The sequence below is a fragment of the Komagataeibacter swingsii genome (assembly GCF_003207895.1).
Classification (GTDB): Bacteria; Pseudomonadota; Alphaproteobacteria; order Acetobacterales; family Acetobacteraceae; genus Komagataeibacter; species Komagataeibacter swingsii.
Genome location: NZ_NKUB01000002.1, coordinates 150,254 through 164,039, shown reverse-complemented (window position 1 = coordinate 164,039; position 13,786 = coordinate 150,254). Strand labels below are relative to the sequence as shown.

Genomic DNA, 13,786 nt, shown 5'->3' with positions numbered 1-13,786 from the left:
GAATTATAGCAAGAAGACAGGAAAAGAGTGTTTCATGACCTCCACCCGGCATAATCCCTATCAGGTTACGGACCGCAACCTTGCCCTCGAACTCGTCCGCGTGACGGAAGCGGCCGCCGTGGCCGCGTCGGCATGGACCGGCCGTGGCCTGAAGAACGAAGCCGACGGCGCGGCGGTGGAGGCCATGCGCCGCGCGTTCGACACGGTTGCCATCAACGGCACCGTGGTGATTGGCGAAGGCGAGATGGATGAGGCCCCGATGCTGTTCATCGGGGAAAACGTGGGCGCGGGCGGCCCCGGCATGGACATTGCCGTGGACCCGCTGGAAGGCACCAACCTGTGCGCCAAGAACCTGCCCAACGCGCTGACGGTCGTGGCCCTGGCGGAAAGCGGCAATTTCCTGCACGCGCCTGACATCTACATGGACAAGATCGTGGTCGGCCCCAACCTGCCCGAAGGCGTGGTGGACCTCGACAACAGCATCGAGGCCAACCTGAAGTCGCTGGCCGCCGCCAAGAAGCGCGATGTGTCCGAACTCATGCTGTGCACGCTGGACCGTGAACGCCATGAGGAACTGATCGCGCGCGCCCGCGCCATTGGCGCGCGCGTGACGCTGCTCAGTGACGGTGACGTGGCGGCTGCCATCGCCGCATGCCTTGATGACAGCGAAATCGACATTTACGTGGGGTCGGGGGGCGCGCCCGAAGGCGTGCTGGCCGCCGCCGCCGTGCGCTGCGTGCATGGGCAGATGCAGGGGCGCCTTCTGTTCGAGGATGACGGGCAGATCGCGCGCGCGCGCAAGATGAACCCCGGCGCCGACCCGTCGCGCAAGCTGGCGCTGGAAGACATGGCGCGGGGCGACGTACTGTTCTCGGCCACTGGTGTTACGGGTGGGGCGCTGCTGCGCGGTATCCGCCGCAGCGGCATCCGCACGGTCACGCATTCGCTGGTCATGCGTTCCAAGTCCGGCACCATCCGTTTCGTGGAAGGCCATCACGACTACCAGACCAAGACCTGGTGAACTTTTCATCCATTGCATAACAACAATAACAGGCAATAGAGGAACGACATGACCGATACAGCGAACGCGGTTTCCCACCGTCTGGGGCTGAAACCCGGTGTGGTGACAGGTGCGGATTACCGCCGCCTGGTTGAAACCTGCCGGGACGAAGGCTACGCCCTGCCAGCCGTGAACGTGGTGGGTACGGACAGCATCAACGCCGTGCTGGAAGCCGCCGCCCGCAATCGCGCGGATGTCATCATCCAGCTATCGAACGGTGGCGCCCGCTTTTACGCGGGTGAAGGCATGAAGGACGCGGAGCAGGCCCGCGTGCTGGGCGCCGTGGCCGCCGCCCGCCATGTGCATACGGTGGCCGCCGCCTATGGCGTGTGCGTGATCCTGCATACCGATCATGCCGACCGCAAGCTGCTGCCATGGATTTCCGGCCTGATCGACGCGAGTGAGGAGGCGGTGAAGGAAACCGGCCGCCCGCTGTTCTCGTCGCACATGATCGACCTTTCGGCGGAACCGCTGGAGGACAATATCGCCGAATGCGCCGCCTTCCTGCGCCGCATGGCCCCGCTGGGCATCGGCCTTGAAATCGAGCTTGGCGTGACAGGCGGCGAGGAAGACGGCGTGGGCCATGACGTTGATGACGGCGCGGACAATGCCCATCTCTATACCCAGCCCGAGGACGTGCTGAAGGCGTATGAGGCGCTGTCCCCGCTTGGCTTCGTGACCATCGCGGCATCCTTTGGCAACGTCCATGGCGTCTACGCGCCGGGCAATGTCAAGCTGCGGCCTGAAATCCTGCGCAATTCGCAGGCGGCGGTGGCAAAGGCCACGGGCCGGGGGGAAAAGCCGCTGGCGCTGGTGTTCCATGGCGGGTCGGGGTCCGAACAGGCCAGGATTACCGAAGCCGTGTCCTATGGCGTGTTCAAGATGAATATCGACACCGATATCCAGTTTGCATTCGCCAGCAGCGTCGGCCGCTACGTGCATGAACATGCCGAGGCCTTCAGCCACCAGATCGCGCCCGGCACGGGAAAGCCCACCAAGCAGCTGTATGACCCACGCAAGTGGCTGCGGGTTGGCGAACAGGGGATCGTGGCCCGCCTGGAACAGTCCTTTGCCGACCTGGGGGCCACCGGGCGCACGGTTGCGCGCGCGGTCTAGGGTCTGGATGACGCTGTGGAGTAACAGGCAACGTGTCAGCTGAAGAACGCCACCATGAAATTATCACACTGGTGCGCACCCAGGGGTACGTCTCGAACGAGGAACTGGCCCAGAGGCTGAATGTTGCGGTCCAGACCATCCGCCGTGATGTCAACCTGCTGGCCCGGCGCGGGCTGGTGGCGCGGCATCATGGCGGGGCGGGGCTGGCCTCGTCGGTCGAGAATATCGCCTATTCCGAACGCCAGGTGCTCAACCGCCGCGCCAAGGAGGCCATTGGCCATCTTGCCGCACGCCAGATACCTGACAATTCATCCCTGTTTGTCAGTATCGGCACCACGACGGAAGCCTTCGCCAAGGCATTGCGGCGGCACAAGGCGCTGCGTGTCATCACCAACAACCTGCATGTCGCGACCCCGCTATCCGCGCAGACGGATTTCCAGGTGATCGTGACCGGCGGGCTGGTGCGGTTTTATGACGGTGGGATTACCGGTTCCACCGCCAGCACCTTTATCGAGCAGTACCGTACCGACTTCGCCGTGATCGGCATAAGCGGGATCGAGGAAGACGGCACGCTGCTGGATTTCGATGCGGATGAGATCAGCGTGGCGCAGGCCATGATGCGCAATGCCCGGCGCGTCTACCTGCTGGCGGACCAGACCAAGTTCGGCCGCAGGCCCATGGGGCGGCTGGGGCACCTGTCACATGTCCACGGGTTCTTTACCGACCGCCAGCCATCCGAACGCATATGCGCGCTGCTGCGCGAGCATGACGTGGAGCTGTACATCGCCTGATGGGCATGGCCGGGCGCGCCACACCGGCCATGCCTGCGGTCCTACTGCGCCAGATACCCGCCATCAACCGGCAGCACCGCGCCGGTGATGAAGGAGGCGTCATCGGATGCAAGGAACAGGATGGCGCTGGCGATTTCCGCGGGCTTGCCCATGCGGCCCATCGGGTGCATCGCGACGACCTTGCGGATGGCGTCCGCATCCATTTTCGCGACCGCCGGGGTGTCGATCGTGCCGGGTGCGACGGCATTGATGCGCACGCCCTTGTCCGCAAGGTCGATGGCAAGGTGCTTGGTGATGCCCGACGCCACGAACTTGGCCGGCCCATAGACCGCCTGCCCCTTCTGCCCCGCGAAGGCGGAAATGGAGGACAGGCAGACAATCGCCCCCTGTCCGGCATGTACCATTTCGGCCGCGGCGTATTTGCAGCTCAGGAACATGCCGCGCGCGTCCACCGCCATGGTGTGGTCCCACAGGTCCGCCGTGGCGGTGGCAAGGTTGGCTTCCGGGATTACGCCCGCATTAGCCACGAGGATGTCGATCCGGCCGAAATGCTTCATGGTTTCATGGACGACGCGCTGGATATCCGCCTCGCTCGTGATATCGGCCGGGACCGAGATCACGGGCACCCCGCTTTTTTCAAACTGGCTGACCAGTTCGTCCAGCGCGTCGGTATTGAGATCGGTCAGCGCCAGCCGCGCGCCCTCGGCCGCGAAGCGTTCGGCCGTCGCCCGGCCGATCCCGCTGGCCGCACCGGTAATAAGGGCGACCTTGTCCTGAATGCGTCCGTTTGGGGTGACGGTCATGGTTGCTCCTGCTGTCCTGTCATTCATTTCAGTATGTTGGCACACCTGTTCCGCCTGCCGTTATGCGGGCTAACGCCGGGATTGGATAGATGTTGCCCGGCATGCCTGCCGCCCGGGCCTGCCGCGCGGGGCGGATTCAGGGGGATATGCGCCTGGCTGCGACGGATCGGGTTCTTTTGATCGGCCATGTCGATATCCCGGTTTTTCGCGTCCCGCTGCGGCAAATGGACGGTGCGGGGCACATGTTGTTGTGCTTTCATGCCCGAATTCGCTCCCGCGCATGTTTCGGGTATGGGGTGGATTGCCTATAATCCCGCCAACATGGTTTGTATGGATGTGGCGTATCGGGGTTTTCCATGTGGGGGCCGCAGCGCCGTGCGAGCGGGTTTGGAGCATTATCGAGATGGCACAGAAGTTTCGGATCGTTATTGTAGGCGGTGGCGTGGCCGGGCTTGCGCTGGCGACACGGCTGGGCAATTCGGTCGGACGATCGGGGCGGGCCGAGATCACACTGGTGGACAAGAGCTTCGCCCATGTGTGGAAGCCGATGCTGCACTGCTTTGCCGCCGGCACGGCCGCGAATGAAAATGACCGCATAAGCTTCATGTCGCAGGCCAGCCGCCACCATTTCGAATTCTGGCCCGGTGAGATCACGGCCCTTGACCGCAAGGCCAAGACCATTTCGCTGGCCCCCATCAAGGACCCGCAGACGGGCGAACTGGTGGTGGATGCCCGTACGCTGGGGTACGACGCGGTGGTCCTGTCGATCGGCAGCCGGGCGAATGACTTTGGCACGCCGGGTGTGGCCGAACATTGCATGTTCATCGACAACCTGGTGGATGCGAACGGCTTCAATGACCGTTTCCGCATGGAACTGCTGCGGGCTTTCGCCAATCATCAGGAACTGGATATCGCCATTGTCGGCGGCGGCGCCACCGGCACGCAGCTTGCGGCTGAACTGCACAAGGCACTGGATCTTGCCTCGCTCTACAGCTTTGGCGAAAAGCCGCCCAAGCTGCGCATCACCCTGCTGGAAGCCGGGCCGCGCATCCTGCCGGCTTTCCCTGAATCCGTCTCGGATGCCGCGGTCACGCAGCTTGAGGCCATTGGCGTCGAGGTGCGCGCGGGCGCCATGGTCAGTGGCGCGGATGAAAACGGCTTTATCCTCAAGGACGGCAGCCGTGTTCCGGCAACCCTGCGGGTATGGGCCGCAGGCGTGAAGGCGCCGGATGTGACGAAGCAGTTTGGCGGGCTGAAGCTGTCGCGTTCCGGCCAGCTTGAGGTCAGGCCGACGCTGCAGGTCATGGAGGATGACAACATCTTCGCCATGGGGGACTGTGCCTTCATTGCCGAAAAACCCGTCGCCCCTACCGCACAGGCCGCCCGCCAGCAGGCGCACCATCTGGCCCGGGCATTGCCTGCGTGGATGATGAGCGGCCAGAAGCTGCCTGCCTTCACCTTCCATAACAAGGGGGCCGTGGTGGCGCTGGGTGACTATAACGGCTGGGGCACGTTCCCCGGTGGCACGGTGTTCGGCGGTGGCTGGCTGCACGGGCTGTCGGCGCGCATGGTGCATCTCATGCTGTATCGCCAGCACCAGTTTGAACTGTATGGGCCGGTGCGCGGCACGATTTCGTGCCTTGTGGACTGGCTGGATGTATTCGTGCGCCCTTCCGTCCGGCTGGACTGATTGAAAATCATGAGAAGTCTTTGGTGAAGCTTTTTTCAGAAAGCTTCGGAAGACGCCGGCTTCCTGGAAAAAGGCGGCGCCCGAAAACTTTTGTCCTTTAAAGATGGCAGTTTATATCGAAAAGCTGACCGGACTGGCGGGTGGGCGTTGCAGGCCGCGTGTTTCGGCCTGCCGCACGAAGTCATGCAGTGTGACCTTGCTGTATTCGTGGGTCAGGATGCTTTCCACCTGATCCAGAAAGGGTCGGACCACCGTATTGAACAGCGTGCCCCTGCGCCATTCCGCAGGGGCGTCATCATGCATCGTGGCCCTGTAGATATCCGCAAGCAGGATCTCGCCTGCCGGATGGCCCAGCCGGTAGCCCCCATGCGGGCCGCGCACGCCCTGCAACAGGCCGGACCGGGCAAGGGACTGCACGATGGGTTCGATCCCGCGCCGGGCCAGGCCGGAGCGGTCCGCGATATCAATCGTGCTGACCGGCCGGCCGGCAATGCTGTGAAACGCCACGTCCAGCATGATGATCAGGGCAGTGGCGGTCCGGTCACGTATGCTGTGCATGGGCATGGCCCCCTGTCAGGTATGGCGCAGGTGGTGGGAAATCGCGTTCCCGATGCTCTGGATCAACGCGACGAAAACAATCAGGACCAGTACCACCAGCGTCATGATTTCCGTATTGAAACGCTGGTAGCCGTAACGGATGGCGACATCGCCCAGCCCGCCCGCGCCCACAGCCCCGGCCATGGCCGATGCCCCGGTCAGGGTAATCAGGGTGACGGTCAGGCCCGCGACAAGTCCGGGCAGGGCTTCGGGGATCAGGACATGGCGCACGATCATCCACCGCGTGCCGCCCATGGTCCGCACGGCATCAACCAGTGCGGGGTCCACCTCGCGTAGCGAGACTTCGGCAATGCGGGCGAAATACGGGATGGCCGCAAGCGATAGCGGGACGATGGCCGCCGTGGTTCCCAGCGACGTGCCCACGATCATGCGGGTGACGGGAATAAGGATCACCAGCAGGATGATGAAGGGAATGGCGCGCAGCATGTCAATGACCAGCCCCAGCAGGCGCGCGACCGGCGGGCAGGGCAGCAGGCCGTCCCGGCGGGTGGCCACCACGACCAGCGCCAGCGGCAGGCCGCCGATCACGGCCACAAGGCCCGATGCCAGCACCATCTGCGCCGTTTCCCATGTTGCGCGCAGGATCAGGTCAAAGATCAGCCGGGACATAGCCAAGAACCTTCAGTGATGGGGCGAGACCGTGGAGGAAATCCTGAATTTCTGCTGAATAATCGCTCAGGCATACAATCATGTCGGCAAAGGGCTGGCCCGCGATTTCGCTTGTGCCGCCCGCAAGCATGATGGCGTCTACCCCGAAACGCCGCCCCAGCGTGGACAGTACCGGCTGGTCCGCCGCCATGCCGCCCATGCGCAGGCGGATGACGGCATGCGCGCCGGGGACGGGTGTTTCCACCAGTTTCGCACGGATGGCGGGGGGAAGTCGCGGCTGTGTTTCCGACAGCAGCGCCTGCGTTACGGGGGAGTGTGTATCCGCGCCCAGAATATCCAGCGTCCGGCCGTTTTCGATCATGCGCCCGTGGTCCAGAATGACCAGATGGGTGGCAATGCGGCGGATGACATCCATTTCATGGGTGATCATGATGATGGTCAGGCCCAGTTCGCGGTTGATGCGGGCCAGAAGGTCAAGGATGGATGTCGTCGTTTCGGGATCAAGGGCGGATGTGGCCTCGTCGCACAGCAGCAGGGCGGGTGCGTTGGCCAGCGCCCGGGCGATGCCCACGCGCTGTTTCTGCCCGCCCGACAGTTGCGCCGGCCATTTGTGGCCGTGGTCCGATAACCCGACAAGGGAGAGCAGTTCCGCAATCCGCTCCCTGCGCTGCGCCCGTGGCATGCCCGCTATTTCAAGCGGCAGGCTGATATTGCCCGCCACCGTGCGGGAACCCAGCAGGTTGAAATGCTGGAAAACAAACCCGATCCGGCGTCGCAGGCCGACCAGCCGCGACTGGGGCAGGGTGGTCAGGTCATGCCCCTCGATCACGATATGGCCGGTATCAGGCCGGTCCAGCGCGCCAAGGCAGCGCAGCAGGGAACTCTTGCCAGCCCCCGATCGGCCAATAACGCCCAGTATCTCGCCCCGTGCCACGGTAAAGCTTATGTCATCCAGCGCAAGCTGCCCGCCAAAGCCGCGGCTGACATTGCGGACCTGGACCAGGCTTACGTCCATGCTGGCAGCACCGAACCGTGGAAGATCGTCTCGATCGCGGCGCTGGTGGATGGCTGGTGAACCGCATTGACCAGTGGCGTCACCCACGGGGCCTGCGCATCGGCGGCGTTGACGGCAATGAAGTTGACGTAAGGGTTGTCGTGAAGGGATTCCTGCCCGATTTTCTGTTTCACCAGGTCAATTCCCGCCTTCAGCGCCCAGTTGGTATTGACGATGGCGGCATCCAGGTCGGGCAGGGAACGCCCGACAATCCCGGCATCCAGTTCACGGAATGTCAGGCTGCGCGGATTGTCGGTGATATCCAGCGGCGTCGGCAGCAGCCCTGCGGAAGGGGGCAGCCTGATCAGCCCCAGCGCTTCGAGCAGGTGCAGCGCGCGGCCTTCATTGCTGGGATCGTTCGGTACCCCGATCACGGCGTTCTGTGGCAGGTCGGCCACCGACTTCCACCGCGCCGAATACAGCCCGATGGGGGAGAACCAGGTATTCCCGACCGCGACGATATTGTAACCGCGCGCCGCGACCTGCGCCTGCAGGAAGGGGCCGTGCTGGAAGGCATTGGCATCAATTTCATGCTCGGCCAAGGCTTCGTCGGGTGTGTTGTAGTCGGAAAATGGCACGATGGAGAGGGCCAGCCCCTCTTTCGCGGCATTGGCGGCGATCACGCGCCACAGATCCTCGTCCTCGCCCGCCATGATCCCGATACGCAGCCGCCTGGCATCCGCCGCCCGGGCGGTATGGATCGCAGGCAGGCAGGCAGCGGCCCCCAGCAGGGAAAGGGCGCGTCTTCGTGTGATGGGGCGGTTCGGTTTCATTTTATTCCTGACCCGGACGACTGTTTTTGCGACATAAAAACCGGCATTGCGTTGCATATGGTGGCGCAGGGATACGGTCATGGCGTGATCCGGCTGGCGGCAGATTGATGGGCGCATAAAAATACAACAACATACGTAAGTCAACATTAAACACGAAATTATAAGTTAATTTATCGGGAAGAAATCGCCTGTCGACTACCCATGGGTACCCGGATGGGGTCGCAGCGGTCGTGACAATCATGGCTTGCCCATTGAAAATAAAAAAATATCATCATGGCATGGCCGAATGTAAGGAAAACACTGTAAAATAGTGAATAATCTGTGGCGGGTATGAAAACGCCATGCAGGCCATGTCCGGTTCGCTATAGCCGGGCGTCCCGGATGGCAGGATATGGGTTCATGCCTGCGGGAAAGGAAGCCGCGTCTGATATCGTGGAATAATTCACGCCTATGACTGTATGATAAGCCTGTGGCGGCATTGCCATCTTTCCGGAGCATAGGGGAACAGTCTGGTTGTTCCCGCCGTGACTGAAACGTGGGGCAGGCCGGGTCTGGTTATGTCCTGCATGTCATATATCAAAATTACTCCTGTTATTTTAAGGAAATATAGGAAATTCGGAGATGATGGCGCAACCTGCATGACGGTCGCGTTTATGGGCGTTCCATGCTTTTTGGGACAGCGGGGACATATGATTTCCTGCCACTTCGTAGAATGATATATAGTACGATCTCTATCGTTTTATATATGCAGCGGAACTGTCTCCCGTCATTTTTACGATTTATTTTACAAACAGAATATAATGTTAAATAACAGTATGTTAATTGATATTCAGGCGGCGTTTCATGCATTTGCAATGCGCGTGGACGGAAAATATTAAAATACGATATTGACGTGTTTTTAATGACATAATACGTAAACATACAGTGCTTAATAAACCGTGATGCCCTGCATATAGCGAAGTGGTATGTGACAATGTTGCCATTCCCGAATTCCGCCACGACCGTTCGTACCCATTGCATCCGCAGGGGCGGCGCAGGCGCGTATGCCATGCCGGGGGGCAGGAAATCCACCGATTTCCATGTCCTGGCCATGCTGCTCAGCCTACCTGCGGGCTTCATCGCCATGGGGCAGGGCGCGCATGCCGCTGGCCCCGTTTCCGCCGGTGCGCCAGCGGCGGACCTACCGGCAGGGCAGGTATCACAATCACAGCCTGAAAACGTGGTTGTGCGTATCGGGCGACGCCCCCCGATACAGGTTTACCCGCACGCCAACCCGGTGGGGCAGCCCCTGCGCATGAGTGGCGCGGAAAACCGCAGGAATGGCCACCAGTATGACTGGGGCGTGTTCAACCGGGGAAACGGGGAATCAGCAGGCTTCGGCCCGGTCGGGACATATGGCGTGGTACCGTGGGCCGAGGACTGGAGCAACCTGCGCGGCGGGAAAAACCATAATGACCCCTTTGACGTGCTGAAATACATCCCGTTGACCCGCAGCGGCAATGTATGGATCAGTTTTTCAGGTGAAACCCGCCTGCGTAACTGGTTTGAAACCCGCCCCATGCTGGGTACGCAAAAGCCCAATGATTCCGGGCGTTTCGCCGTGCGCAACCTGTATGGCGCGGACCTGCATATCGGTTCGCACCTGCGCTTTTTCGGTCAGTTGGTGAATGCGGATGCCGCCGGCTGGGGTGGTTACGGTTATGGGTCGACCTATCGCAAGCGTCTGGACGCGCAGCAGGCCTTTGTGGAAGTGCGGTGGAACATGCTTGGCGCCAAAAGCGGCTTCATGTTCGGGCGGCAGCAGTTCCTCGATGCGCCGTCCTACATGCTGTACGCCCGTGAGACGCCGAACGTGCCGCTGTCATGGGACGGGTTCCGGGGTTACATGGTGTGGAAGCGCGTGCGTATCGATGGCTGGGATTTCGTGCAGACATATGACAGCGAAAACAAGATGTTTCACGATACGGAAAACTATGCCTCGCGCCTGTATGGTTTCAACACGACATGGGCGCCGCCCGACTTCACCTTCATGGGGCAGAAGGGGTATTCCTTTGTTGACGCCTTTTATATTGGCTACAAGCTGAATGGCGCGGCCGGCGCGATTGCGGGACCGGGCGGCAGTTCGGTCAAGGGATCCAATACGCGCAACAATTTCGGCATGCGCTGGCATGGCGTGGCGGGGCCGATTGAATTTTCGATGGGCGGGATCTGGCAGGGCGGGGTGTTCCGTCCATCCGGGACCACGCTGGCGCGCAATGTCAGTGCCTATGCCATCAATTCATCAGTAGGGTACCGTTTTTCGGAAAAGGCGTTGAATACATTCGCCGGTATCCAGACGGATGTGTATTCGGGCGGCAATTCATCGGACCGGACCGGCACGATTGGCACCTATATTACCCCCTTCAGCCCGCAGACCAACTACCTCGACACGACAACCTACATGACGGCGTCCAACCTGATCAGTTTCGCGCCGCTGGTCCGGATTACGCCATTCAAGTCGGTCAGCATCCAGTTCAAGTATCCATTGTTCTGGCGCGACAGTGTGAATGACCCCATTTACAAATCATCGGGGAATTACAAATTCGCGGGTAATTTTCGTGGCAGGTTCATCGGCATGGCGCCACAGGTATCGGTTGCCTGGCAGATCAATACGCATGTGTCATGGACGCAATACGCATCCCGTTTCATGACCTCGCATGCCCTTGATGCGGCGGGGGGGAGCAGTGGTACGTATTACCAGTCGAATTTTGTATTCCGGTTCTGACGGCATCCGGTGAAATACAGGAACGGAATGGCAGCCCCAGGGGCAGCCTGCCTATTGCTGCGATAAAATGAACATGCGGGATGCATGCTCCCCAATGATGTAGAATGGAGGTATGATGATGGACCGCAGGATATTCATGCAGTACAGCCTGTCGCGCATTATTATGATGGGCATGCCGGCATGCACGGTTTTCTATGTGTCCTACGCGGTTTTGCATGGATGGATGACAATGGGGGACCTGTCAGCCGCAACGGCCAGCCTGTTCCGGTATTGATGCAGGGCCACATTCCCGACCCCATGTGCGAAGCTGCCTTTGGCGGGGCTTTTTTCGAAATGCTGAATGCCGATATCCGGAAACATGTATTTCCGGGTAGTCTCTGGGCGTACCCTGAATAAAAGCCATCCAGTAATTGAGTGCATGGGCACGCCGTTACCTTGCGGATGTATTACCCCTGTCGCAGTAATCGCGGCGGATATCGAACCGGCCGGGCAGGGGGAATGCTTTCCCCGACCGTGCGGGCGTGATGGTGGGTCCGTGTCACCCGGTGCCTTGATCGGGGCAGGCACCACCTGTTTCGATTCAGGTATCGGGCGCGGAAATTAAATATTTTCCAACCATAAATTAACATAACATATTGATATATAATAACTTACACTGTGGGCCTTATGGCACTAGATGCATAACTCACGTTTACGTTACCTAGTTTCAGCTTGCAGTCAGGGCTTTGTCTATATACCTATGAATATAGATGGCGCCCCGGAAACGACCGGGGTGTGGCCAGAAGGCAGTCCGGTTTGAAAGGGGATCATGTTCACACAAAATGATTGCCGTGCGAACTGGACAGTCATCCAGACCAGATCCATGCCTGTGTTTTGGGTTTAGTGTAAAAATCAGGAATATCCGCAGGGATTTAATAAATAACCATACGCATCCCCTTTAGCGTTTCCTGATTTCAAAATAATTTCTGGAGTAGTATTTCATGCCGTCAGACAGCATATCAGCAGCCCCCCCGTTCAAGGCCCGCTATGGCAACTATATCGGTGGCAAGTGGGTCGCCCCGGTCGATGGTCATTACCTGACCAATACATCCCCCGTCGATGGCCGCGTACTGTGTGAAGTGCCCGCTTCCACCGCGGCCGATGTGGAACTGGCGCTTGATGCCGCGCACAAGGTCCGGGCCGCATGGGGCGAGATGGCGCCGGCCGACCGCGCGCTGATCCTGCTCAAGGCAGCCGATGTCATGGAAAAGAACCTCGACCTGCTCGCCCGGGCCGAGACATGGGACAACGGCAAGCCCATCCGTGAAACCATGACCGCCGACATCCCGCTGGCAATCGACCATTTCCGTTACTTCGCCGGCTGCATACGCGCCCAGGAAGGCACGCTGAGCGAGATCGACGCCACCACCATCGCCTACCATTTCCATGAGCCGCTGGGCGTCGTGGCCCAGATCATTCCGTGGAACTTCCCGCTGCTCATGGGTTCGTGGAAGCTGGCCCCCGCGCTGGTCGCCGGTAACTGCGTGGTCATGAAGCCCGCCGAAAGCACGCCCGCTTCCATGCTGGTGCTGATGGAACTGATCGGCGACCTGTTCCCGCCTGGCACGCTGAACATCGTCAACGGCCTGGGCAAGGACGTGGGTGCGGCCCTGTCCAACAGCGACCGCATTGCAAAGATCGCCTTCACCGGTTCCACGCCCACTGGCAAGATGATCGCGCACGCCGCCGCCGAACACCTGATCCCGGCAACGCTGGAACTGGGTGGCAAGTCGCCGAACATCTTCTTCGCCGACATCATGGACAAGGACGACGATTACCTGGACAAGGCGATCGAAGGCTTCACCATGTTCGCGCTCAACCAGGGCCAGATCTGCTCCTGCCCCAGCCGTGCGCTGGTGCATGAATCGATCTATGAGAAGTTCATGGAACGCGCCCTGCCGCGCATCAAGGCGATCCGCCAGGGCAACCCGCTGGACCCCAACACCATGATGGGCGCGCAGAACTCGCACGGGCATCAGGAAAAAATCCTGTCCTACATCGACATTGGCAAGGGCGAAGGCGCCGAACTGCTGACCGGTGGCGGCCGTCCGGACCTTGCTGGCGACCTGAACAACGGGTGCTACGTGCAGCCGACCGTGTTCAAGGGCAACAACAAGATGCGCATCTTCCAGGAAGAGATCTTTGGCCCCGTCCTGGCCGTGACGACCTTCAAGACGGAAGAAGAAGCGCTGGCCATCGCCAACGACACCCCCTTCGGCCTCGGCTCGGGTGTGTGGAGCCGTGACGCCAACACCTGCTACCGCATGGGTCGCGGGCTGGAAGCAGGTCGCGTGTGGATCAACTGCTATCACGTCTATCCCGCGCATGCGGCGTTTGGCGGGTACAAGAAGTCCGGCATCGGTCGTGAAACCCACAAGATGGTGCTTGAGCACTACCAGCAGACCAAGAACATGCTGGTCAGCTACAGCGACAAGAAGCGCGGCTTCTTCTGATCCGCTGATGGGGTGA

The 13,786-nt window shown here is 60.7% G+C and carries 11 protein-coding genes; 6 read left to right on the top strand and 5 right to left on the bottom strand.

What is annotated here, in order from left to right:
- Positions 1 to 34 precede the first annotated feature (34 nt).
- The 3 genes from glpX to CFR76_RS02540 are packed head-to-tail and all read left to right on the top strand — an operon-like array spanning position 35 to position 2,967.
- Positions 35 to 1,021 (top strand): class II fructose-bisphosphatase, encoded by a 987-nt coding sequence (gene glpX, locus CFR76_RS02550; protein WP_110555675.1) that lies wholly within the window; start codon positions 35 to 37, stop codon positions 1,019 to 1,021.
- A gap of 48 nt (positions 1,022 to 1,069) precedes the next feature.
- Positions 1,070 to 2,176, top strand: a complete 1,107-nt coding sequence (gene fbaA, locus CFR76_RS02545; RefSeq protein WP_110555674.1) for a class II fructose-bisphosphate aldolase — start codon at positions 1,070 to 1,072, stop codon at positions 2,174 to 2,176.
- 32 nt (positions 2,177 to 2,208) lie between these two features.
- Complete coding sequence (locus tag CFR76_RS02540; RefSeq protein WP_110555673.1) at positions 2,209 to 2,967, top strand: DeoR/GlpR family DNA-binding transcription regulator; 759 nt, start codon at positions 2,209 to 2,211, stop codon at positions 2,965 to 2,967.
- Between the two features lie 41 nt (positions 2,968 to 3,008).
- Here the strand turns inward: CFR76_RS02540 and CFR76_RS02535 are convergent, their stop codons facing one another.
- A complete protein-coding gene (locus tag CFR76_RS02535) occupies positions 3,009 to 3,770 on the bottom strand; it encodes an SDR family NAD(P)-dependent oxidoreductase (RefSeq protein WP_110555672.1) in 762 nt (253 codons plus the stop codon).
- 403 nt (positions 3,771 to 4,173) lie between these two features.
- On the opposite strand from CFR76_RS02535, the gene CFR76_RS02525 reads away from it, so the two are divergent.
- Positions 4,174 to 5,460, top strand: a complete 1,287-nt coding sequence (locus CFR76_RS02525; RefSeq protein WP_110555830.1) for an NAD(P)/FAD-dependent oxidoreductase — start codon at positions 4,174 to 4,176, stop codon at positions 5,458 to 5,460.
- Positions 5,461 to 5,571: 111 nt separating this feature from the next.
- On the opposite strand, the gene CFR76_RS02520 is transcribed toward CFR76_RS02525, so the two are convergent.
- The 4 genes from CFR76_RS02520 to CFR76_RS02505 are packed head-to-tail and all read right to left on the bottom strand — an operon-like array spanning position 5,572 to position 8,514.
- Positions 5,572 to 6,018 carry an RrF2 family transcriptional regulator gene (locus CFR76_RS02520; RefSeq protein ID WP_208623912.1) on the bottom strand — a complete coding sequence of 149 codons (447 nt, stop codon included), beginning with the start codon at positions 6,016 to 6,018 and terminating at the stop codon, positions 5,572 to 5,574.
- Positions 6,019 to 6,033: 15 nt separating this feature from the next.
- Positions 6,034 to 6,687, bottom strand: coding sequence for a methionine ABC transporter permease (locus tag CFR76_RS02515; protein WP_110555828.1), 654 nt, complete (start codon positions 6,685 to 6,687; stop codon positions 6,034 to 6,036).
- Positions 6,668 to 7,702 carry a methionine ABC transporter ATP-binding protein gene (locus CFR76_RS02510; protein WP_110555669.1) on the bottom strand — a complete coding sequence of 345 codons (1,035 nt, stop codon included), beginning with the start codon at positions 7,700 to 7,702 and terminating at the stop codon, positions 6,668 to 6,670. Before CFR76_RS02510 ends, CFR76_RS02515 begins: the two co-directional genes overlap by 20 nt.
- The gene (locus CFR76_RS02505; protein WP_208623911.1) at positions 7,693 to 8,514 is read right to left on the bottom strand and encodes a MetQ/NlpA family ABC transporter substrate-binding protein; all 822 of its coding nucleotides are present in this window, start codon (positions 8,512 to 8,514) and stop codon (positions 7,693 to 7,695) included. The genes CFR76_RS02510 and CFR76_RS02505 overlap by 10 nt, the downstream gene beginning before the upstream one ends.
- Positions 8,515 to 9,487: 973 nt before the next feature.
- Between CFR76_RS02505 and CFR76_RS02500 the strand changes: the two genes are divergently transcribed.
- A complete protein-coding gene (locus CFR76_RS02500) occupies positions 9,488 to 11,278 on the top strand; it encodes an alginate export family protein (RefSeq protein ID WP_110555668.1) in 1,791 nt (596 codons plus the stop codon).
- 980 nt (positions 11,279 to 12,258) lie between these two features.
- Entirely contained in the window at positions 12,259 to 13,770 is a 1,512-nt protein-coding gene (locus CFR76_RS02495; RefSeq protein ID WP_110555667.1) for an aldehyde dehydrogenase family protein, read from the top strand.
- Positions 13,771 to 13,786 lie beyond the last annotated feature (16 nt).

What these genes read in the sequence shown, in the direction of transcription:
- glpX (WP_110555675.1), top strand. Translation starts at nt 35, where the DNA reads ATGACCTCCACCCGGCATAATCCCTATCAGGTTACGGACCGCAACCTT.
- fbaA (WP_110555674.1), top strand. Translation starts at nt 1,070, where the DNA reads ATGACCGATACAGCGAACGCGGTTTCCCACCGTCTGGGGCTGAAACCC.
- CFR76_RS02535 (WP_110555672.1), bottom strand. Translation starts at nt 3,770, where the DNA reads ATGACCGTCACCCCAAACGGACGCATTCAGGACAAGGTCGCCCTTATT.
- CFR76_RS02525 (WP_110555830.1), top strand. Translation starts at nt 4,174, where the DNA reads ATGGCACAGAAGTTTCGGATCGTTATTGTAGGCGGTGGCGTGGCCGGG.
- CFR76_RS02520 (WP_208623912.1), bottom strand. Translation starts at nt 6,018, where the DNA reads ATGCACAGCATACGTGACCGGACCGCCACTGCCCTGATCATCATGCTG.
- CFR76_RS02515 (WP_110555828.1), bottom strand. Translation starts at nt 6,687, where the DNA reads ATGTCCCGGCTGATCTTTGACCTGATCCTGCGCGCAACATGGGAAACG.
- CFR76_RS02510 (WP_110555669.1), bottom strand. Translation starts at nt 7,702, where the DNA reads ATGGACGTAAGCCTGGTCCAGGTCCGCAATGTCAGCCGCGGCTTTGGC.
- CFR76_RS02505 (WP_208623911.1), bottom strand. Translation starts at nt 8,514, where the DNA reads ATGAAACCGAACCGCCCCATCACACGAAGACGCGCCCTTTCCCTGCTG.
- CFR76_RS02500 (WP_110555668.1), top strand. Translation starts at nt 9,488, where the DNA reads ATGTTGCCATTCCCGAATTCCGCCACGACCGTTCGTACCCATTGCATC.
- CFR76_RS02495 (WP_110555667.1), top strand. Translation starts at nt 12,259, where the DNA reads ATGCCGTCAGACAGCATATCAGCAGCCCCCCCGTTCAAGGCCCGCTAT.